This is a genomic window from Bacteroides caecigallinarum (assembly GCF_021531075.1).
In the GTDB taxonomy this organism is placed as follows: Bacteria; Bacteroidota; Bacteroidia; order Bacteroidales; family Bacteroidaceae; genus Phocaeicola; species Phocaeicola caecigallinarum_B.
This window is the reverse complement of record NZ_JADYTJ010000024.1, coordinates 24,426-46,755: the sequence shown is the minus strand read 5'-3', so window position 1 is coordinate 46,755 and position 22,330 is coordinate 24,426. Positions and strand designations below refer to the sequence as shown.

The window sequence follows — 22,330 nt, the reverse complement described above, 5'->3', positions numbered from 1 at the left end:
GGAGAGTATTATTCATATGCAAGCAATCCAAATCAAATTTTCAATAAATTTAGAGATTATATTTTTCGTTACGATATAATATAAAAAAACCATCCGCATTCGGATGGCTATCTTTGTTATCCTATAGATTACTTAATGTCGGACTCTTTATTATTTTTTGAGAGGGGCTATTCTGTGATAACAATTATAACCAACTTAATAAAGTTGCACCATTCACAACATGATCATACGTTTCAAGCATCATATCATATCTAATAAAAGAAAAAAGTTCTTTTGTTTTATAATATATCTCCAATTCTATAGTCTGTTCAAATTTCTTCCTATGTTTCTCCGGGGCTACAATAAAAAAACGAGTCCTGAAATTATGCATTTGCATACAGCGTTTAAATGCTCCTTCTAAAGTACCAATACTATACCCCTTATACCTGCATCCCAAGTAGCGGATTGTTTTGCCGTCGGATAAAATTTATCTATCTGGTCATATATTTGGCTAAGACTTGCAGAACCACCATTGGCAAGCATAACCTGTTCTATAGCGTCAACTTTTGTCATAACTTAATAAATAACTACATCATAAATAGGACTTCTGTCTTCAATCTCTCCATAATCATTATATGTATAGGTATATGAACAATTAAGAGGCTTAAAAATATTAATTGCAATATTTTCAGAAGAATGTTCCAAATATCCTTCTTCACGATTATAATCAAATTCTGAAAGAGGAAGATCTATCATCCTACCATTTTCTTGAATAAAATGAACTTTTTTAGCCTTTGTCATGATAAAAAAATCCATTTCTTCTTTTTCCTGTAGAATATTATCACAGTGCAAACAAAGAGGTTCTCTTTCCATTTCATCCAAATACATTTGTAATACAAAACGATTAGAATTATTACAAAAAGAGAGCATCATTTGATCTTTATTCATCAGACTAAAATCCATACCATTAGTTTTTCTCCAATTAATACTTTCAACCATAATTATAATAGGTTATGTAGCAAAATAGTATTATTTACTGAAAAATAATAACTCATTATCGTTTTTTAGTTCCATTGACTATTTCAACGATTTAATATACGCTTCTCCCCTCTCTGTCAGCACATAACCGCCTGTTTTCTTTGCTCCATGATACTCTATAAGCGAATATGGTTCAGAAGAAAGAATTTGAATACTCCGAGAAAGTGTCCGAATAGCAACATTCAACCGCTCAGCAAGTTCTCCCTTTTTGATATTAGGGGAATTGGCAATAACTGCAAGCACATCACTCTCACGCTCCTTTATATCATAATTTATCGTGCCATTTATCGTGCCATTTATCGTGCCATTTATCGTGCCATTTAATGGCTCATCTTCAAACCCTTCTCTACAAGGTATCTCAATCAGAAAGTAGCTTCGTTCCTCGTTTGTCTCAATTACAGCAGTTCCGGAGCCGTTTCTTCTTAACTCATCTTGTATGGTCGGAATGCCGGTTCCTCTACCTTCAGACAGCTTAAGTTCTTTAAGGTAATCACCTAAACGACGATTGCGGTAGCGACGTGACTTAAGTCGCTCTGCCTTCTGAATGGCATCAATACTTATGGAACGGTCCGGACCGGCATAGCTGAGAATGGAAATCTTATCCGGCTCGATAGTAATCTCAACCGGCTCCCGCTCCTGATAATCTCTATGATACAGGGCATTGACTACTGCCTCTTCAATAGCCTGATAAGGATAGTTGAAGAAGGTTATAGATTCAGCCTTGTCTTTCTGCTTGATAATACGCTTCTTGATGACATTGGTTCTGATATAGTCCAACGCCTGTTTTATCATATCGGGTACTGGTCCGACAATCTTCGGGACTTCAATCATATTGTTGGGATTCCTGACACACCCTTCAGGGAAGATGACAATATCCACCTGTGTAGTCGGAAAGAATTTGGCCGGATTCTTACAAAACATCATGGCTGCAACATTCTTGACCAATTGGCGTTCTATAGGTCCTACAAGGAGATCCATCTGCGACAATAGTTCCGACAGGGATAGCTGCTCAAAACCTGCCACTAAACGACTGTTGACTGTCTGAAGGTAATCAAGAACCAAGGCTCTTGATATATCTGTCAGTTCTATATTCTCATTTCCTCTTTCGTCGAATGGAGTACGGTTTGCCATTTCCCGCAATTCGTCCAACACCTCCCCTTTTGCCTCAATAGTATTTGTACCGCTACGGACATACCATCTGCATGGCGACTGATTGCCTGCAGTAACCCGCTCGCGTACATTGTACGGACGATTCACACCTGCCGGAACCCAGATAAGCAGTACATATTTTTCATCAACCTCCTGTACATCTATTCGTGGCAGATAGAACGGTTCAATCTTATTGTTGTAACCTATCATCTCACGCTGGATCTTATCCAGTTCTTCTATAGATATACCTGCAACCGGCCGTTTTGCTATACCTGTTCTTTCCTCCTATTCTACACCTACGACAATATATCCTCCACCGATATTATCAAAATCATTGGCAAAAGCGCAAATGGTACGATAGATCTTATCAGGATTCCATCCTTTTTTAAATTCGATGCGATTAGATTCTATCTTACGTTTGTTTAAGATATCTTCAATATTGATAGGTATTGCCATAATTTACTGGATAAAAAAACGACTTCAAACTATGTAAACGCTTAGTTGCAAAGATAATAAAAATTCCTTAATAATTAAGTTATAAAAATGAACAGAGAATTCATCTTTTCATAAATAAAAATCGAGTTGTCCAGTAACCCTGAGCAACTCGCTTCTTTAACTTCGAACTATTCGAAAAATTTGAATAGTTCATATTTTTATTATTTCAGTGAACACTCACTAAACAGCCAATGAACACAATCTAAACAGTGTCTAAAAACCGTTTAATTACTGCTTAATCACCATTTACCACCTGTTTACCTAACTCCCCAATCACCAATAGTCCCTGTTTCGGAAGAGAATGATGCACCAATCTTATAAACCTTGCGGTTATCGGCTGCATATTGTAAGGAATCCTCCCTTTACATCATTGTTCGGAAAATCAAGAAGGAAGGTATTGAAATCTCTGTCGTAAGCCTTTATTGTAAGATATCCGCTTTGATATATCATTGGCAAAGGACGTTCCACGTCTGCCTTGTAGTCTATAAATTCTGCCGGAGTGTAATATTTCCCGGTAAATTCGTTCATCCTCTCATGCGAATGGTTAAGCAGGCGAATAAGATATGTGGGAGTTCCTGTGCTGAACCAATAGTCATCAATACTCATTTTGTCAAGAGCGTTCAACAGACTGAATGGGTTATATATGTCAGTCATACGTTTGCTGAAGTGATAACCATCATACTGTTTCTTCAGCATTTTATACATTTCCTCCGGTGTACACTGATATTCAACAGCCATTTGCGATACGGGTTCAGTAAAATATTTTCCAATTTCCTCCTGAGTTATACCGCACAGAGCTTCATAACGTACATCCATACTTATATCTTTTGCTTGGTTGAAACCGTTGAATATACTTTCTTGGGAATACTTTGTAACCCCTGTCAGCAGTACGAACTGCAGGTGTTTGTCCGCTCCCTTAAACACGGAATAAAAAGCTTTCAGAATATTGCGATGTCTCTCTTCCAGATTGGTGTCCACATCCAGTACATCAAGAATATGTTTGTCGTATTCATCTACAAGCACCACAGCGCGTCGGCCTGTCTGAAGATGAGCGGCTTCGAGAATTTTTATAAAGCGATCGCCAAGCCCCAATTCATTTTCACGTACAGGCAGATTGTACTTCTGTTCCCATTCCGTAAGATAAAAGTTAAGTTTCTTCTCCAATTCTCCAGGATTGGTAAAATTGGTAGCATTGAAATCCATATGAAATACAGGATACTCGTTCCATTCAGTCTCCATCTTTTCTATGGCAAGACCACTGAACAGTTCCTTACGTCCTGAATAATAGTTTTCCAAGGTAGAAATAAAAAGACTCTTTCCGAAGCGTCTCGGACGACTAAGAAAATAAATACTTCCATTATGTGTAAGGTCATAAATAATATCTGTCTTATCTACATATATAACCTTCTTGAATAATACGTTCAAAACTCTGGATACCAATTGGGAATTTCATAACTTAATTCTATTCTTGAAATTTACGCAAACTTACGGAAAAATATTCATTTTTTCAATTACTTTTCCTTACTTTTGGCCACCAATCAGCCTATATTTTTACCTTATAGTAATAAAAGAAACAACAATCCGGAGAGAAAAGTTAAACATATAAAGGCATATACTTAATAAATCATCAACTAAAATCGAATACACAAACAAAAACAAGAAATAAATTAACATTCACCCACCCCAAAAATCAAGAAAAAATGACAGGGAATTCCAATAAAAACGCTTTGACATCTTAATTTGAATGTCAAAGCATTTTCAGGAGGTTTGCAAAGCATTTGAAAATCCATTGCAAAACAGGGAATTTTATTCTATTTCATCAATAAGCCGAAGGCTACACAGAATATCACAATAATAGATATATGTGCTATTAAATGAATTAAAAACATAATATTAATCAATAGGCCTTACATACACAGCAAATTTAACCAATATAAAAATCACTTTATCAATTCACAAATTTTCATCATTGTAATTTTCAGCACCAACCGTATCATCGCACACAAATAAGCCATTCTCAGAAGCCTAAAATTACAATTTGTCAAAATGACAATTTACATACGGCGTAATATTAATTAACCATTATTATGCAGCCGGGTAACAAATGTTACGGTTCTCCCGGTTTATTACCCTTACCTTTGCCGCAAACAATTAAACATTAAGTATTATGGATTTAAGAAAGAGAAACGTTGGAGATATCGTAGCCGAAAGATTTTCTACGGCAAGTGTGTTCTATAAGTTTGGCATAGATTTCTGTTGTCACGGACAGGTTGCTCTGGATGAGGCTTGCAAGAAAGCGAATGTAGATGTAGATACTGTTATAAATGCCATAAATGACAACAGCACTGTTTCGGAAGGTGGTATTCCGTTTGCTTCATGGCCTATCGACCTGCTTATTGACTATGTTCTCAAGATACATCACCGCGGAATCAGAAACAATGGCCCGGTACTTCTGAAATTGATAGAAAAAGTGAGAAATACTCATGGCGAGAGACATCCGGAACTGAACGAACTGTACGATCTGGTCAGCGTTTCGCTTGAAGACCTGGAAAACCATCTGCAGAAAGAGGAGAATGTGCTGTTCCCGTATCTGCTTGAACTTTTCGATGCAACAGAAAGAAATATCAGTATCGAAGCTATGCACTGCGGATCAATAGCCAATCCTATAAGGGTAATGAACATGGAGCATGAGAATGAAGGTAACAGATATTTACATATCAAGGAGATTACAAACAATTTTGAGGTTCCACAGGACGGATGCAACACTTACCGCCTGATGATGACGGAGCTGGAGAAGTTCGTAAATGCACTGTTCGAACATATTCACATTGAGAACAATATCATGTTCCCGAAAAGTCTGGAACTGGAAGAAAGAATGTTTTAATATTATAAGATTGAATTTTCTGAAAGGGGATGCTTCGGCATCCCTTATTTTTTGGAGCAGACAGAAAATAAAAAAGTCCTTCAAATCTTCACGATCTAAAGGACTCCTTATTCGTTTTTTCCGGCCAATGGATTCCCCAATCCAAAAAACCGTCAGTGCACGTACACCCTCAGGGATTCGAACCCTGGACCCACTGATTAAGAGTCAGTTGCTCTACCAACTGAGCTAAGAGTGCATCCACTAAATTATTGTCAAATTTCCCGAAAGAAGTACACCCTCAGGGATTCGAACCCTGGACCCACTGATTAAGAGTCAGTTGCTCTACCAACTGAGCTAAGAGTGCATCATTTTCGATTGCGGGTGCAAATGTATGACTTTTATTTGAATTTACAAAACATTTCATGTACATTTTTATCCGTTTTTTGTCCTTTTAATTACGCAGCATAAACTCACAGACGGCACAAAATGCACATTATCAGCCGATAAACTTACATGATGGGACTTCCTGTGTTTTAACAAAAAGCAAACGGCACATACGCTTTCAAAGCAGTTTCAGAAGCTCATCGGTCAATATCCGTCGTACTTCGTCCATTGAAACCTGTACTCCTGTCTCCTTCTCTATTGAGGTAACTCCCTTGTTGGTAAAACCGCACGGATTGATATAATCGAAGTATTTCAGGTCGGTATTTACGTTAAGTGCCAGACCGTGCATCGTCACGAAGTGGCTGCTCCTCACTCCCATTGCGCAAATCTTCCTTTCACGCGGTGTATTTATGTCTATCCACACTCCGGTGGCTCCGTCTACCCTGCCCGACTGTATGCCGTAATGCGAGCATGTACGTATCACTGCCTCTTCAAGCAAATGAAGATAGCCTTTCAGTCCGAGATTGAAATCTTCCAGACAGAGTATGGGATAACACACCAACTGTCCGGGGCCATGATATGTGATGTCGCCTCCACGGTCGATACGGAACACTTCTGCCCCTATGCGCGAAAGCATGTCATCGCATATCAGCATATTTTCCTGCTTGCCGTGCTTGCCTATGGTGTATACGTGCGGATGGGTGCAGAAAATTATACGGTTCTCGTACGGTTTTCCTTCTTTACGGGCTTCTATTACTGAATTGAATATTTCTGTCTGTCTGCTCCAGGCATCGGAATAGGATATGTGTTTCCAGTCTTCTATTTTCATGGTTATAGGTTTTATTCATAACAAAAATATAGGTTTTATCTTAATATTGCAAGATGTGAGGCGTGATGCATGGTGCATATTCAGTAAAAAACTATTAAAATGTAAGCATCCGGTTAATGCATTCAAGAACTTTCATTATATTTGTAATAACTAGAACTATCACAAAAACAATTTATGAATAAAAAAACAATTCTCAATACAGCCTTGGCATGTGGAGCTGCTGTATGTTTCTCATTGCAGTCCTGCCAGGAGACACAGACCTTAAAGCCGGCAAAGGTGTCAAGCATACAGGCAGATACATTGGTTGCCCTGAAAACAGGTGATGAGGCATCGCCCAAATGTAAGGTTTCAATAGATTATATGTACCTCGAAGCGAGCGACGAAAAGGATTCCATTTCTTCCATCATAAATTCCAGGATTCAGAGTATAGCATTTGGCAACGCATACAGCAGTATGAGTCCGAAAGAGGCCGTACCTACAGTAATGAGAAGTTATACCAAAGAATATAGAGACAAACTGATAAAATTCTATGAAGCCGACCTGCACAACGGCATGAAACCTGAAGATGTGCCGGCATGGTATAACTATGAGTATGAGATTACATCGGAACTGTCGCTCAACAATGACAGTATCTGGAACTTCTCTGTATCTACTTTCAGGGATACGGGCGGGGCTCATCCTAACACTACCATAAAATGGGCTAACCTGCTTGCAAAATCCGGAAAGATACTTACCAAGGATGTGGTGTTCAGAAAAGACAAGGAAAACGAAATTGTCGGACTGATAATGAAACATTTGATAGATGAAGTGAACCAGAGACTGGAAACAGACACTATCACTTCCATAGAGGGGCTGAAACAGAACGGTGCCTTGCTGGATGTGGATCTTTATATCCCTGACAACTTCCTCTTGCTTGAGGACAGGGTTTCGTTCCTATACAACAGATATGACATCGCTCCTTATTCAATGGGTGAATTCATCATAGACGTGCCTTACGCAGAAATTGAAACGATGCTGAACAGGGAATAACTCTTAATTTTTAATTATTAATTATTAACTCAATAAATGGAGATTATACAGAAATACTTTCCGGAACTGACCGACACACAGAAGGAGCAGTTCATGGCTTTATACGATTTATATACCGACTGGAACAGCAAAATCAACGTGATTTCCAGAAAAGACATTACAAACCTGTACGAACACCATGTACTTCACTCGCTGGGTATAGCCAAGGTGATTAATTTCCGACCGGGTACCGAGATTATGGACCTGGGAACGGGAGGTGGTTTCCCTGGCATTCCGTTGGCCATCATGTTTCCGGACACTCATTTCCATCTGGTGGACAGTATAGGCAAGAAAGTGAAGGTGGCTACCGAGATTGCTTCTGCCATAGGACTGAAAAATGTCACTACACGTCATTGCAGGGCCGAGGAAGAGAAGCAGTTGTTCGATTTTGTTGTGAGCCGCGCCGTAATGCCTCTGACGGATCTTCTGAAAATCATCAGAAAGAATATAAAGAAGGAACAGCAGAATTCTCTGCCTAACGGACTTATCTGTCTGAAGGGCGGTGAGCTTCAGAACGAGGTAATGCCGGTGAAACATCAGACTGAGATGTATGATCTGAAGAACTATTTCGAGGAAGAGTTTTTCGAAACCAAGAAGGTGGTTTACGTAACTATAAACAAATAATTTATGACTATAAAGTGCTTTGAATTCAATATGTTTCCGGTAAACACTTATGTGCTTTCGGACGAGACTAACGAAGCGGTGATAATAGATGCCGGATGTTATTATGAGGACGAACAGGAGATGCTGAAGAAATATATCGAAAGAAACGGACTTACGGTGAAGCATCTGCTTAACACTCATCTGCATCTGGACCATATCTTTGGAAATGCTTTTGTGAGCAGGACGTATGGTGTTATGCCGGAGGCTTCGGCTGATGATGAATTCCTTCTGCCTAAAACCAAGGACTATTGCCGAATGTTCGGGATTGCGATGAACGAGGATGTTCCAGCCCTGGGAAAACATCTGGCAGACGGTGATGAGGTTTGTTTCGGAAACACTGTACTGAAAGTGATACAGGCTCCGGGACACTCGCCGGGAAGCCTTGTATATTACAGCGAGAAGGACAACTGTCTGTTCTGTGGTGATGTACTGTTCAGAGGCAGTATAGGACGAACCGACCTTGACCGTGGCAACTACAAACAGCTTATAGACAGTATAAGCAACCGCCTGTTTACTCTGCCTGAACAGACAAAGGTGTATACAGGACACGGCGAACCTACCACTATAGGGAACGAGAAGATGAATAATCCGTTCTTCAGATAAAAAACTCACAAACCTAAAACTAATATAACCATGAAAAGTTTCTCATTTTCCGACCGTCATATCGGTATCTCGGAACAGGATATTCCTGTAATGCTCAAGAAAATTGGAGTAAAGTCTGTGGATGAACTTATAGAAAAGACCATCCCGTCTGAAATAAGGCTTAAAGAGAGACTGCCACTGAAACCTGCCATGAGCGAACATGAGTTTGCAGAACATATAAACCGCATGGCAGCGAAAAACACAAGATTCAAATCGTATATCGGTCAGGGATGGTACGACACTGCCACTCCTGCCGTGATACAGAGAAACGTATTCGAAAATCCGGTGTGGTACACTTCGTACACACCTTATCAGGCTGAAATATCTCAGGGACGACTTGAGGCTCTTATCAACTTCCAGACTGCAGTGTGCGACCTTACGGCTATGCCGCTTGCCAACTGCTCTCTGCTGGACGAGGCTACTGCCGCTGCCGAAGCTGCCACTATGATGTTTGCATTGAGGAGCCGAAAACAGCAGAAGGAAGGGGCTTGTACCCTGTTCGTGGATGAGGAGATTTTCCCGCAGAATCTTGCCGTTATCATGACAAGGGCCATTCCTCAGGGAATGAACGTAAAGACCGGTTCATACAAGGATTTTGAATTTACTCCGGATGTGTTCGGCTGCATACTGCAATATCCGAACAACAGCGGTAGTGCTGAGGACTACAGGGAGTTTACAGAAAAGGCTCATCAGGCTGAGTGCAAGGTGGCTGTGGATGCGGACATCATGTCGCTCGCTCTGCTTGTTCCGCCGGGAGAATGGGGTGCGGACATAGTGTTCGGAAGTACCCAAAGGTTGGGCATTCCTATGTTCTATGGAGGTCCGTCGGCTGCTTATTTTGCCACTAGGGACGAATATAAGAGAAATATGCCGGGACGTATCATAGGTCTGTCGAAAGACAAGTACGGACATCTGTGCTATCGTATGGCACTGCAGACTCGCGAACAGCATATCAAACGCGAAAAGGCTACATCCAATATCTGTACAGCCCAGGCTTTGCTGGCTACAATGGCCGGATTCTATGCCGTATATCATGGTCAGGAAGGTATCAAGAGTATTGCTTCGGGTATTCACAGCACTACGGTATGGCTGGCTAAACAACTTTCGAAATTGGGTTATGTACAGAAGAATGCGATATATTTCGACACTCTGCGACTGCAGATGCCTGAACATGTAAAGACTGACGAAATAAAGACTATATCACTCGGTAAAGGTGTCAATCTGAGGTATTTTGACAATGGTGATGTGGGACTGAGCATAAACGAGACTACATCTGTGGCCGAAGCTAATCTTCTGCTAAGCATATTTACCATTGCTGCTGAAAAGCCTTTCACTGAAACAGCAGAGATACCAGAAGGATCTGTGATCAAAAAGGATATGAAACGCCAGAGTGCGTATCTCACTCACGAGGTGTTCTGCAAGTATCACACAGAAACGGAGATGATGAGATATATCAAGCGTCTGGAACGTAAGGATATTTCTCTGGCTCACTCAATGATTTCGCTAGGGTCATGTACAATGAAGCTGAATGCGGCTTCCGAGATGCTGCCTCTAAGCAATGCCGGATGGATGAATATGCATCCTCTGGCTCCGGCTGAACAGGCTGAAGGTTACATGGAACTGATAACAAATCTGTCGGAACAGCTGGCTCTGATTACGGGTATGGACGGTGTGACTCTGCAACCAAATTCGGGTGCTGCGGGTGAATATACCGGTCTGCGCGTAATTGCTGCCTATCTGAACAGCATCGGTCAGGGCGACAGGGATATTATTCTTATTCCGGCATCGGCTCACGGAACCAATCCTGCATCGGCTATTCAGGCAGGATTCACAACTGTGACCTGTGCTTGCGACGAGCATGGCAATGTGGACGTGGAAGACTTGAAACGCAAGGCTGAAGAGAACAAGGACCGTCTGGCTGCACTGATGATTACTTATCCTTCCACTCACGGAATTTTTGAAGCGGACATAGTGGAAATATGCAATATTATACATAACTGCGGTGCACAGGTTTATATGGACGGTGCGAATATGAACGCCCAGGTGGGACTAACCAATCCGGGAACTATCGGTGCTGACGTGTGTCATCTGAACCTGCACAAGACATTTGCCAGCCCTCACGGTGGCGGTGGTCCGGGGGTAGGTCCGGTGTGTGTGAAATCTCATCTTGTTCCTTTCCTTCCGGGACATGCATCAACCGATAATGCTCTGAATGAGGTTTCATCAGCTCCGTATGGTAGTGCCGGAATATTGCCTATCACATACGCATATATCTGCATGATGGGTGCCGAAGGTCTGGAGAATGCCACAAAGGCTGCTATCCTCAATGCCAACTATCTGGCTGCGTGTCTGAACGATACTTACGGTATAGTATATAGAGGAACAAACGGTTTTGTGGGACACGAAATGATTCTGGATTGCAGAAAGCTGCATGAGGAAAGCGGTATAGACGAAAACGATATTTCCAAACGTCTGATGGACTACGGTTATCATGCTCCTACCCTTTCATTTCCTGTTCACGGCACTCTGATGATTGAGCCTACAGAGAGTGAAAGTCTCGCCGAGCTGGACAACTTTGTAGATACTATGCTGAGTATCTGGAACGAGATAGAGGAAGTGAAGAACGGTTCTGCTCCTGCCGACGACAATGTTCTGAAAAATGCTCCTCATCCGGAATATGAGGTGGTGGAAGGCGAATGGAATCATCCTTACACACGCGCCAAGGCCGTATATCCGCTGGAAAGTGTAAGGCATAACAAGTTCTGGATAAACGTGGCAAGAATAGACAATACACTGGGCGACCGCAAGCTGTTGCCTACACGGTATGGGGCGTTTGAATGAATAAAAAGGTCTTAAAACCACCACACTTGGTATCCCACGTGTGGTGGTTTTTATTATAATTCCGTATTATAGAATTAAATTTTGAATATTAGAATTAAATTTCTATCTTTGCAATATGATTAATGAGTGAATTCTATGAGAATATTTACCGAACAAGCTATAAAAGAATATGCAGAAGCACACCCTGATGCAAAGGTAGCTTTACAAGAATGGACTACTATTGTTAAGAGAAGCGAATGGACTTGTTTTGCTGATGTAAAAAAGACATTCAATAGTGTCGATAATGTAGGCAACCAACATTATGTATTCAACATCAAGGGTAATAATTACAGGCTGATTGTAGTAATAAAATTCACTATAAAGTTTGTTTATATTCGCTTCATCGGCACTCATGCTGAATATGACAAGATTACCGATTGTTCAGTTTTATAATTAAACCGAATCGGCGGTTACCGATTAATCAAGAGCAATGACAAAGATAGAGACAAAAGCTCAATACGACTGGGCTATAAAAAGAGTTGAGGAATTACTTCCGCTGGTTACAGATGAAACTCCTCTGGATGATCCTAACAGTATAGAGTTGGAATTGCTTTCCAACCTTGTCGCGGACTATTCGGAAGAGCATTTTGCACTGGGAGCACCAACATTGATTGATGTTCTTAAACTTCGTATGTATGAAATGGGACTTAATCAAAAATCTTTAGCTAAATTGATTGGAGTTAGCCCTTCCCGTTTAAGTGATTATATATCAGGTAAATGTGAACCAACATTAAAAGTTGCCCGCGAAATCAGTCAAAAACTTAATATTGATGCCAACATAGTGTTAGGTGTTTGATACTGTTACACCATTCAACTCCTCTTCCTATACCCTAATATCGCCCACGCATTGAACACCACGGCAAAACCGCATAGAGAGAGGAAATACGGAACGAGTTCGGCAAAACCGCTGCCTTTGAGGTAAACCATACGCATGACGCTGATAAAATATTTCAACGGATTGAATATGGTTATATACTGTGCCCAGTCCGGCATACTGGCAACAGGTGTGAGCAGTCCGCTCATAAGCAGGAACATCATTATGAAGAAGAACATCACAAACATGGCCTGCTGCATGGTGTCTGAATAATTGGACACTACCAATCCCATACCTGATACGGCAACGATATATACCACAGCAAATAGATATATCGTCAGAAGACTGCCTACAGGTATGAGAGAATAAACAAACACAGCCAGTAGCATACAGAGGGTAAAGACTATGAGCCCTATGCACCAGTAAGGTATCAGCTTGGCAAGTATAAACTGCATACGGCTTGCAGGAGTTACGTTTATCTGTTCTATGGTACCGGCTTCCTTCTCACCCACGATATTGAATGCCGGGAGAAATCCGGTTATCATGGTGAGGAGCATCACCATTATGGCAGGAACCATAAAGACTTTATAGTCGAGATGCGGATTGAACTTGTACTGGGGCACAATGGTAAAAGACTTTCCCACGGAGTTCAGTGCCGCAGGCTGAGACATCATCATTTCCTCTGACAGCGATGTTGCAAAATCATTGACTATCGTAGAAAGATAACTGCTACCCAGAATTCCTTTGGTTCCGTTTACGGAATTGGACGAAATCATAACGCCCGAAACTCTTTCAGTCTGTAAGTTTTTTTCGAATCCGTCCGGTATGTCGAGTATAATATCAGCCTTTCCGGCATCAACGTCTCTAAGGGCTTCCCCGCTACCGTCCGACACCGACTGGAAGATAAAATATCCTGACGAAACTACCTTGCGCACCAGTTCATCGGATGTCACACTGCGGTCGTTGTCAACCACTGTGAGACGGATATTGGTCACCTCCTGATTGGCAGCCCAGGGCATAATAAGCATCATGAAAAGAGGCATGGCTATTATCATCCGCGGGATGAACTTGTTCCTCATTATCTGCTTGAATTCTTTTTCCAACAAATATTTCAGCATAGACGTTTCAGTTTAAACGGTTCTTGAATGTTTTCAGACTCAGGGCTACAAGTGCCACTGTGACAAAAAGCAGTATTCCTATCTCCTTCAGTACAAACTGTATCTCTGCTCCCTGAATCATTATCTTTCTGATGGCATCAACATACCACCTTGCGGGAACAAGGGCAGAAAGACACTGTAGCGGAAGTGGCATACTTTCTACGGGGAATATCAGACCGGAAAGAAGCATGACGGGCATCATTAGTCCCATTCCGGACACAAGCATGGCTGCCACCTGTGTGTTCACCACATTCGAGATAAGCAGTCCGAGCGACAATGCAAGGAAGATGAATATCACCGATACGAAAAGCAGCAGAGACAGACTCCCGGCAATAGGTACTCCGAGTACACAGACCGAAAGCAGAAGTATGGTTACAAGATTTACCATAGACAGTGTGAAATACGGAGTGACCTTGGAAAGAATGATGTATATAGGTTTCATGGGCGATACAAGCAGTATCTCCATAGTGCCGTTTTCCTTTTCGCGCACAATGGCTATTGAGGTCATCATGGCACAGATAAGCATAAGTATCATTCCCATTACTCCTGGAACGAAGTTGTATGCACTCTCTGCCTGCGGGTTATATAGCATTCTTATTTCGGGTATTATACGGCACGGAGCACTGCTACCTTCGGACAGTTCCTGCATGCTCAGTGCAAGGATGTTAGAGGCATATCCTGTTATCATTGACGCCTGATTCGGCTCCGTACCGTCGGTAATAAGCTGCACGGCGGCATCGCCTCCCTGATGGAGTTCATTTTCAAAATCATCGCTGAACACCATGACAAGGCCTATCTCCCCATACTTGAATACATCGTTTATGCGCGACACATCCCGAATTTCCTCGGCAATGGTGAAATATTCACTGGCATCGAAACGTTCCTTTATGGCTCTGGTTTCCATGCTTTGTGAAGGATCGAACACGGCAACCTTGGTGTTTCTCACTTCGGTGGTAATGGCAAAACCAAACAGGAGCATCTGCACCATAGGCATACCCAGGAGGATAAGCATTGTTCTGGAATCGCGGAATATATGAAGGAATTCCTTTCGGACAAATGTAATAAACTGTTTCATAACTGTCAATCTCCTTTTCGTGTAGCTTCGCGTGCCAACATGCGGAATACTTCGTCCATGTCCGACACACCAAATTTGTTACGCAGAGCCATAGGGCAGTCCAGCGCCTTTATCCTACCGTCCACCATAATGGAGACGCGGTCGCAATATTCGGCCTCATCCATATAGTGAGTGGTGACAAACACCGTGATACCGCTTGACGCTGCACCGTATATCTGTTCCCAGAAACGGCGACGCGTGATAGGATCTACCCCACCTGTCGGTTCATCAAGAAATACTATCTTAGGATTATGGAAAGTGGAAACGGCAAATGCAAGTTTCTGTTTCCAGCCCAAAGGAAGGTCGCATACCATGGTGTCGCGCTCTGATTCCATATCTATACTGCGTAGAACTGCATCGGTCTTTTCGGCTATTTCCTTATCTTTCATACCGTAAATACCTCCGTACAGACGCAGGTTCTCCCATACTTTCAGATCTTCATACAATGAGAATTTCTGACTCATATAGCCGATATTGCGCTTTACCTTTTCGGGTTCGCTATCTATGTCGAAACCTGCAACTGTTCCTCTGCCCTCCGTAGGACGGCTCAGTCCGCAAAGCATTCGCATGGCTGTAGTCTTGCCTGCTCCGTTTGCACCAAGAAAACCGAAGATCTCTCCTTTCCTTACGTTAAAAGTAATATGATCGACTGCAGTAAAATTGCCAAACCTCTTGGTAAGGTTCTCGGCCTGTATAACGTATTCTTCTTTCATTGCTCATCCTCCTTTAACATCAACATGAAACAGTCTTCCACTGTAGGCTTAATCTCTGTAATCTCAATATTTCCGTATCCCTTATTAATCAGATATTCGTCAAGCATAGCGGCAGTAGCGCTTTCAACCATAGTGACATGATAGCATGCACCGAATGAGAACGACGATTTCAAGTATGGGCAGGAACGCAGGTCGTTCAGCAGTCCGTGCATATTGTCTGCTGTGACAGAGCATAGTTTTTGGGGATAGGATGCTATGATATTGTCCGGCGAGTCTATCCTAAGGAACTTTCCGTTCTGCATCAGTGCTATCCTGTCACAAAGTCTGGCTTCGTCCATATACGGCGTTGATACTATAATGGTTATACCCTGGTTCTTCAGTTTCAGGAGCATTTCCCAGAATTCCTTTCTTGATACGGGATCTACTCCGGTAGTAGGTTCGTCAAGAAAGAGGACTTTCGGTTTGTGGATAAGTGCACAGCTCAATGCCAGTTTCTGCTTCATACCTCCCGATAATTTTCCGGCCCGGCGAGTCTTGAAGGGTTCGATATGCTTATAGATATCTTCTATCAGATGGTAATTTCCCTTTACAGTAGTATTAAAAACCGTAGCAAAGAAATTCAGATTTTCCTCTACTGTCAGATCCTGATACAGCGAGAATTTTCCGGGCATATACCCTATTATACTTCGCACGGATGCATAGTCCTTCACCACATCCAGACCTTCAATCACGGCACTGCCACTGTCCGGCAATATCAGTGTGGTGAGGAGACGGAAGAGTGTAGTCTTCCCAGCTCCGTCCGGACCTATGATACCGAAGAGTTCGCCTTTCGGAACATCAAAGCTGACATCGTCAAGAGCCTTGATTGAGCTATATGATTTTGATAATTGTGTTACTGATACTGAGGGCATTTGTTGAATTAATAATTAATAATTAAGAATTAATAATCAGGTAACAAGTTAACCAGTTGACAAGTAAACAAGGTTTTCCAATACCTGGCATCTAGTATCTAGTACCTAGTGTCTAGTATCTAGTTCCTAGTGTCTAGTATCTAGTTCCCAGTGTCTAGTATCTAGTTCCTAGTGTCTGGTTCCTAGTATCTGAAACCTGTAGCCTTGTAACTGAAGCCTTGCCAAATCAGAAACTCACCTCGCCATACATTCCGCGCTTGATATATCCGTCGTTCTGCACCTTAATCTTAACAGCATATACCAGGTTTGCACGTTCATCCCGTGTCTGGATGGTCTTCGGCGTAAACTCTGCCTTGTCTGAAATCCATGAGATAACCCCGTGATACTCCTTTCTGTCGGAGTCACCGCTGTCGGCAAAAACCTTTACTTCCTGACCAATCTTCAGACCGGTAATCTGTCCGGATGTGATATAGGCTTTCAGATACATATCGTTGATATTTGCCACTTTGAACAGGGTGCGTCCCTGCACAGCCAGTTCCCCTTTCTCCACATACTTGGCCATCACAGTTCCATCCACAGGTGATGAAATGGTGCTTTTCTTTATCATATCATCAGTGAGGGCTATCTGAGCCTTCAAGGCTTCTGCCTGAGCTTTGGCATTGGCATTGCCGTTTCTCAATGTTTCGGTCTGTGCATCCAACTGTTTCTCCAACAGATTGATGGCAGCAGTGATATCGTCCAACTGCTTGCGGTTTCCGGCATTGGCGTTTACTAGATTTTCGAATCGGGTCTGTTCCTTTTTCTGTGTAGCAATCTGCTGACGTATGGCTGCTGTCTGTCTCTCCACATCACATATACGGCTTTCTGTCGCCTTTACATTGGCCTCAAGCTGAAGCCTCTGAAGGTAAAGCTGTACGGTATCAATATATCCCACAGGCTTACCTGCAGTAACTTCCGTACCTTCGTCTATATCAAGTTCCATAATCTCACCGGCCACTCTTGCCGATACCATTACTTCTGTCACTTCGAATACTCCCGAAGCATCGTACTTACTGTCGCTTCCCGAACATGCTGTCAGGAGAGCCATTGCTGATATAATAAAAAGAATGTTTCTCATATTTCCCTGTTTTTTATGTATTGAAAAGTTTTTGCAAAGTGTTTTAAAAGGCTTTTAAACGGTGTTTAAATGGTATTTAAAAGTCGTTCATCACATACTTGAAATCGTAGATGGCAAGCAGAAGCTGTATCTCATGCAGAATCTTTGTCTGTATGGCAGCATGCTCCGAATTGATGTCACGCATAAGATCTGTACCGGATATAGTCCCGTTGGCTATCTTTGCCTCGGATGCTTTTCTGATTGAAGTCTTCAGGCGGATAATCTCGTCATCGTACTTTATCTGATCCATGTATTTGTCTATTGCAAGCTCTTTCTGCGTCTTGTCTATATCCGTATTGAAAAGAAAGAGTTCACGCTGGTTTTCCACCATATCAATATTGTTGCGTATCAGCCTTCTCTGACTTTTCAGAGAATAGAAGTTGCCGATATTCCAGTTCAACTTTATTCCGGCTATGTAGTATGGCGAAAACTTATTTTCGAACATATCAAGTCCCGGCTTACCATATCCTCCTGTGGCGAAAAGACTTAATTTAGGATACAATCCGGCATTTATATTGCTGTATTCACTCTTATACTTTAAAACCTGTGCATCGTAAAGACTCATCTCCGGTCTGTTTAACACCCCTTTGTCTGATGGAATGACAGGCAACGGCTTGACAAATTCGGTATCCAGACTTATCTCTGTACCTATCAGCTTTGACAACATTGTGATGTATGTATTCTTTGTTGTGAGAAATTCTACATTATTCTGGTCGGCCTTTATCATATCTACCTTTATGGCGTCAAGGTCTGCCTGGTTGGCAATACCGTTCTTGACGTATGAGCTCACCTGACTGTAGCTGTTATCAAGAAATTCTTTAAGCAACTTATTCTGTAATATCTGGGCATCCGCCAACAGGATACCGAAATATATCTGATTTATCCTTTCATTTATCGAATACAGACTCACCTCAATATTGTTCTTCTCTACTTCAGACGATGATCTGATAATGTTTTTCTGCGACTTTATAGCACCGCCATCCCATATTGTCTGATTGAGGTCAAGCGTAATACCGTACTGGTCTTTACTGAGTTGCGGAATATTTACACCTTGAATTCCAATAGCAGACAAATCTATCGGGATTTTAGTCACGTCCGATTGATAAGTAGCTTTTGAAGAGAACATCAGTTGCGGAAGATAACCCTTACTTACATTGTCTATATTGTAATCCTTGGTTTTCTCCACAAGTCCCAATTGTTTTATCAAAGGGTAATTCTCCCTCGCCTTGCCGTAGCATTCTTCTATTGTTATGCGTGACTGTGCAAAACAAAGCGATGACAAGGCAATTGCAATTGTTGTAATGGTTAGTTTCTTCATACATCAGCAATATTAATTATAATATTTAATTACTTAATTAATAGAATAGTCTAAAAAAACGGATTATGGCTATGCAATACTAGCCTCATCCGTAAATCAGACTAAAAGTTATTTTTTCAGTCTGGCTAACACTGTTTTTATCACCTCTTCCTTTCTGTTATCAAGAATATGTTTCACAGATGTTTCTCCATCGCCAACAATCATCTGATAAAAAGGCTGTATGACAAAGTGTGCTATATCAAGCGATATAATGGTAAGCAATAAATCATAAATTGTTATAGGAGAAATATTTCCTTTTTCTATTTCAGTATTCAAATCTTTCTCAAGTTTAGAGAAAGCATCAACAGCCTTTGGTCTTATTTCCTTAATAAAAAGATTTACCAGTGCTGTTGAACCATTCAGGTTCTCGCGCAAGGCAAACCATACTATCAAAGGATTTTTTGTAAGAAAATCCCAATATGCATTGATAACACCTACAACTTTCTCTTCAAATGTAGAACCTGAAGTATTTATGTTTGTAATGCTATTTACCATGAGCTGCATTTTCTCCTTGTAGATTCTTTCAAACAGCAGTTCCTTCGTACGGTAATAATAATGCACCAATGCCTGATTACAACCAGCCTCTTTAGCTATCTTGGCTGTGGTAGTAGAAGCAAATCCTTGTTCCATAAACAGTTTCTCGGCTGCCTCAAGGATTTTCTGCTCCATATTTGCTTTGTCTTTATTCATTGATAATTGTTAATTATTATTTTAATCACAAAATTAAATTATCCGATTAATATATCCAAATAAAACAATGAAAATGTGCAAAAAAAATCTGCCAAGAGCATAACACCCATGGCAGATATTATAATATTCAAGCACTCAATCCGTGCTGTAAATTCATTTAACTTCTTAACTACTTTAACTTCAAAATCAAGACAAGCCCTCTATTTCACCGTTAACGATATCAATGTGAAGTGCCTGTGGTTCCTTAGGCAATCCAGGCATACGCATCATTTCACCGGCAACGATTACCAACATCTCGGCACCGGCATTGATTACTATATCGCGTACTGCGAAGTTGAATCCAGATGCCACTCCATACAGTTTCGGATCTGTAGAGAACGAATATTGTGTCTTGGCTATACATATAGGGAAGTGACTGAAACCGAGTTCTTCTATCATCTTGAGTTTCTTTCTTGCAGCAGGGCCGAACAACACCTGTTTAGCACCGTAAAGTTCGCATGCCACTTTAGTGACTTTAACCTCTACTGAGTCTTCTTCATCGTATGCAAATGAGAGAGGAGCAGACGGCTTGTTCTCAATAGTATCGACTACAAGGTTTGCAAGTTCAACAGCACCTGCACCACCTTCGGCAAAAGCATTGTTAACGGCAAATCCTACTCCCATTTCCTCGCAGTGCTGACGAACGAAGTTGATTTCTTCCTCAGTGTCGTTTGCATAACGGTTGAATGCCACAACTACAGTCTGTCCGAACGACTGAAGGTTCTCGATATGCTTGTCGAGGTTCTTCACTCCCTCGCGCAATCCTTCAAGGTTAGGTTCCTTAATCTTGTCAATTTCAACTCCACCATGCATCTTCAATCCCTGAGCAGTTGCAACAATCACTGTAAGCTTAGGCTGCAGACCTGCCTTGCGGCACTTGATGTCATAGAATTTTTCTGCACCCAGGTCGGCACCGAATCCGGCTTCTGTAATTACATAGTCACCGAAAGTCATTGCAAGCTTGGTAGCAAGAACAGAGTTACATCCGTGTGCGATATTGGCGAACGGACCTCCGTGAACGAATGCCGGAGTGGCCTCTGTGGTCTGTACCAGATTAGGAGAAAGAGCATCCTTGAGCAACACTGTTATGGCACCTGCCACTCCAAGGTCTTTCACTGTGAAAGGTTTGTTGTCGATAGTAAAACCGAGAAGTATATTCTCTATTCTGCGACGAAGGTCAGCCTCATCTTTGGCAAGACAGAGGATAGCCATTATTTCTGATGCAGGAGTGATATCAAAGCTTGACTCGCGTGTTATACCGTTTGACTTGCCCCCAAGTCCGGTGACGATATATCTCAAACCGCGATCGTTAACGTCGAGCACTCTGTTCCACAACACTTCCTTCATGGCAAAACCATTGTCCTGATTCTGATACATATAGTTGTCGAGGAGCGCAGCAATCATGTTATGTGCAGAAGTGATGGCATGGAAGTCGCCTGTAAAATGAAGATTGATTTTCTCCATAGGAAGAACCTGTGCATAACCACCTCCGGCTGCACCACCCTTCATACCGAAACATGGACCGAGTGACGGCTCACGCAAGGCACAGATGGCTTTCTTTCCTATTTTGTTAAGTCCCAATGCCAAACCTATTGACACTGTAGTCTTACCGATACCGGCTTTAGTTGGAGTGATGGCTGTTACAAGAATAAGATTACTGTTTTTTACTTTCTCTTCGTCGATGATTTCTTCTGATACTTTAGCCATGTAACGACCGTAATGTGTGACATACTCCAATGGCATTCCGAAGTTACATGCTACCTGTTTGATCTTGGTTAACTCAATACTGCGAGCAATTTCTATATCTGATTTCATATTCTTATTTTTATATGTTTGCAAAGGTAAGAAAAAAAACTATATATTTGTGAAAACAACAATAAAGTAAAATACACTATTTATGGAATTTAGCAATAAAGAAGTGCGTCGACAGGACAGATTACTCGACGAAAAGCGTGCAATGGAGATAATAAAAGATGGTGAATATGGCATTTTGTCAATGATAGCCGAAGATGCAGAAGGTGCTTACGGCATACCGTTGAGTTACGTTTGGGACAGAGGGAACTCAATATACATACACTGCGCTCCTGTGGGCAGAAAGTTAAGGTGCATTGACGCCAATCCTAACGTATCATTCTGCGTGGTGGGAAAGACTAAAATTCATCCTGAGAAGTTTACTACCGGCTACGAAAGCGTAGTGATGAAATGTACGGCACACCACAGTCTGCATGAAGCGGAACGAATGTCCGCACTTTCGCTCTTTATAAGCAAATACTGCCCTGACCATAAGATTATGGGTATGGAGTATGCCAACAAATCTTTCCATAGAACTGAAATCATCAGGCTGGATATAGAAAGCATAAGCGGAAAAAGCAAAGCTATGTTCTAAACT

At 41.7% G+C, this 22,330-nt stretch carries 18 protein-coding genes, 2 tRNA genes and 3 pseudogenes; 8 read left to right on the top strand and 15 right to left on the bottom strand.

The genetic code is table 11. The features are described from left to right. Positions 1-396: 396 nt before the first annotated feature. From I6E11_RS08150 to I6E11_RS08130, 4 genes and pseudogenes are all read right to left on the bottom strand, one after another. Positions 397-552, bottom strand: coding sequence for a hypothetical protein (locus tag I6E11_RS08150; protein ID WP_235337574.1), 156 nt, complete (start codon positions 550-552; stop codon positions 397-399). 3 nt (positions 553-555) lie between these two features. Next, positions 556-978, bottom strand: coding sequence for a hypothetical protein (locus tag I6E11_RS08145; RefSeq protein ID WP_235337572.1), 423 nt, complete (start codon positions 976-978; stop codon positions 556-558). 78 nt (positions 979-1,056) lie between these two features. After that, positions 1,057-2,622: pseudogene (locus I6E11_RS08140) on the bottom strand (RNA-binding domain-containing protein). Between the two features lie 381 nt (positions 2,623-3,003). Next, positions 3,004-4,114 (bottom strand): annotated as a pseudogene (locus I6E11_RS08130) (ATP-binding protein); the annotation flags it as partial. Between the two features lie 714 nt (positions 4,115-4,828). On the opposite strand from I6E11_RS08130, the gene ric reads away from it, so the two are divergent. After that, complete coding sequence (gene ric, locus I6E11_RS08125) at positions 4,829-5,545, top strand: iron-sulfur cluster repair di-iron protein (protein ID WP_235337567.1); 717 nt, start codon at positions 4,829-4,831, stop codon at positions 5,543-5,545. 162 nt (positions 5,546-5,707) lie between these two features. Here the strand turns inward: ric and I6E11_RS08120 are convergent. The 3 genes from I6E11_RS08120 to lipB form a co-directional block, all read right to left on the bottom strand. Next, positions 5,708-5,780: transfer RNA gene (locus I6E11_RS08120), tRNA-Lys, on the bottom strand. A gap of 35 nt (positions 5,781-5,815) precedes the next feature. Next, positions 5,816-5,888, bottom strand: a tRNA-Lys gene (locus tag I6E11_RS08115). A gap of 198 nt (positions 5,889-6,086) precedes the next feature. Further along, positions 6,087-6,752, bottom strand: a complete 666-nt coding sequence (gene lipB / locus I6E11_RS08110; protein ID WP_394800116.1) for a lipoyl(octanoyl) transferase LipB — start codon at positions 6,750-6,752, stop codon at positions 6,087-6,089. Positions 6,753-6,911: 159 nt separating this feature from the next. On the opposite strand from lipB, the gene I6E11_RS08105 reads away from it, so the two are divergent. The 6 genes from I6E11_RS08105 (at position 6,912) to I6E11_RS08080 (ending at position 12,786) form a co-directional block, all read left to right on the top strand. Then, positions 6,912-7,766, top strand: coding sequence for a DUF3298 and DUF4163 domain-containing protein (locus tag I6E11_RS08105; protein WP_235337564.1), 855 nt, complete (start codon positions 6,912-6,914; stop codon positions 7,764-7,766). A 36-nt stretch (positions 7,767-7,802) separates the two neighbouring features. Further along, entirely contained in the window at positions 7,803-8,429 is a 627-nt protein-coding gene (gene rsmG / locus I6E11_RS08100) for a 16S rRNA (guanine(527)-N(7))-methyltransferase RsmG (protein WP_235337563.1), read from the top strand. Positions 8,430-8,432: 3 nt separating this feature from the next. Continuing rightward, on the top strand, positions 8,433-9,071 hold the full coding sequence (locus I6E11_RS08095; protein ID WP_235337562.1) for an MBL fold metallo-hydrolase: 639 nt from the start codon (positions 8,433-8,435) through the stop codon (positions 9,069-9,071). A 30-nt stretch (positions 9,072-9,101) separates the two neighbouring features. Next, entirely contained in the window at positions 9,102-11,951 is a 2,850-nt protein-coding gene (gcvP, locus tag I6E11_RS08090) for an aminomethyl-transferring glycine dehydrogenase (protein WP_235337561.1), read from the top strand. A gap of 135 nt (positions 11,952-12,086) precedes the next feature. Then, complete coding sequence (locus tag I6E11_RS08085) at positions 12,087-12,383, top strand: type II toxin-antitoxin system HigB family toxin (RefSeq protein ID WP_235337560.1); 297 nt, start codon at positions 12,087-12,089, stop codon at positions 12,381-12,383. A gap of 37 nt (positions 12,384-12,420) precedes the next feature. Further along, the gene (locus I6E11_RS08080) at positions 12,421-12,786 is read left to right on the top strand and encodes a helix-turn-helix domain-containing protein (protein ID WP_235337559.1); all 366 of its coding nucleotides are present in this window, start codon (positions 12,421-12,423) and stop codon (positions 12,784-12,786) included. 14 nt (positions 12,787-12,800) lie between these two features. On the opposite strand, the gene I6E11_RS08075 is transcribed toward I6E11_RS08080, so the two are convergent. The 8 genes and pseudogenes from I6E11_RS08075 to I6E11_RS08040 all read right to left on the bottom strand — a co-directional run bounded on the left by I6E11_RS08075 (position 12,801) and on the right by I6E11_RS08040 (position 21,756). Then, a complete protein-coding gene (locus I6E11_RS08075) occupies positions 12,801-13,922 on the bottom strand; it encodes an ABC transporter permease (protein WP_235337558.1) in 1,122 nt (373 codons plus the stop codon). Positions 13,923-13,929: 7 nt separating this feature from the next. Continuing rightward, positions 13,930-15,036 carry an ABC transporter permease gene (locus I6E11_RS08070; protein ID WP_235337557.1) on the bottom strand — a complete coding sequence of 369 codons (1,107 nt, stop codon included), beginning with the start codon at positions 15,034-15,036 and terminating at the stop codon, positions 13,930-13,932. 5 nt (positions 15,037-15,041) lie between these two features. Then, positions 15,042-15,761 (bottom strand): annotated as a pseudogene (locus I6E11_RS08065) (ABC transporter ATP-binding protein); the annotation flags it as partial. Positions 15,762-15,784: 23 nt separating this feature from the next. Further along, a complete protein-coding gene (locus tag I6E11_RS08060) occupies positions 15,785-16,699 on the bottom strand; it encodes an ABC transporter ATP-binding protein (protein WP_235337555.1) in 915 nt (304 codons plus the stop codon). A 226-nt stretch (positions 16,700-16,925) separates the two neighbouring features. Further along, complete coding sequence (locus tag I6E11_RS08055; RefSeq protein WP_235337553.1) at positions 16,926-17,816, bottom strand: HlyD family secretion protein; 891 nt, start codon at positions 17,814-17,816, stop codon at positions 16,926-16,928. Positions 17,817-17,892: 76 nt separating this feature from the next. Then, positions 17,893-19,173, bottom strand: a complete 1,281-nt coding sequence (locus tag I6E11_RS08050; protein ID WP_235337552.1) for a TolC family protein — start codon at positions 19,171-19,173, stop codon at positions 17,893-17,895. 108 nt (positions 19,174-19,281) lie between these two features. Further along, positions 19,282-19,902, bottom strand: coding sequence for a TetR/AcrR family transcriptional regulator (locus tag I6E11_RS08045; RefSeq protein WP_235337551.1), 621 nt, complete (start codon positions 19,900-19,902; stop codon positions 19,282-19,284). Positions 19,903-20,088: 186 nt separating this feature from the next. Next, entirely contained in the window at positions 20,089-21,756 is a 1,668-nt protein-coding gene (locus I6E11_RS08040; protein WP_235337550.1) for a formate--tetrahydrofolate ligase, read from the bottom strand. Between the two features lie 82 nt (positions 21,757-21,838). On the opposite strand from I6E11_RS08040, the gene I6E11_RS08035 reads away from it, so the two are divergent. Continuing rightward, a complete protein-coding gene (locus I6E11_RS08035; RefSeq protein ID WP_235337549.1) occupies positions 21,839-22,327 on the top strand; it encodes a pyridoxamine 5'-phosphate oxidase family protein in 489 nt (162 codons plus the stop codon). Positions 22,328-22,330: the final 3 nt, after the last annotated feature.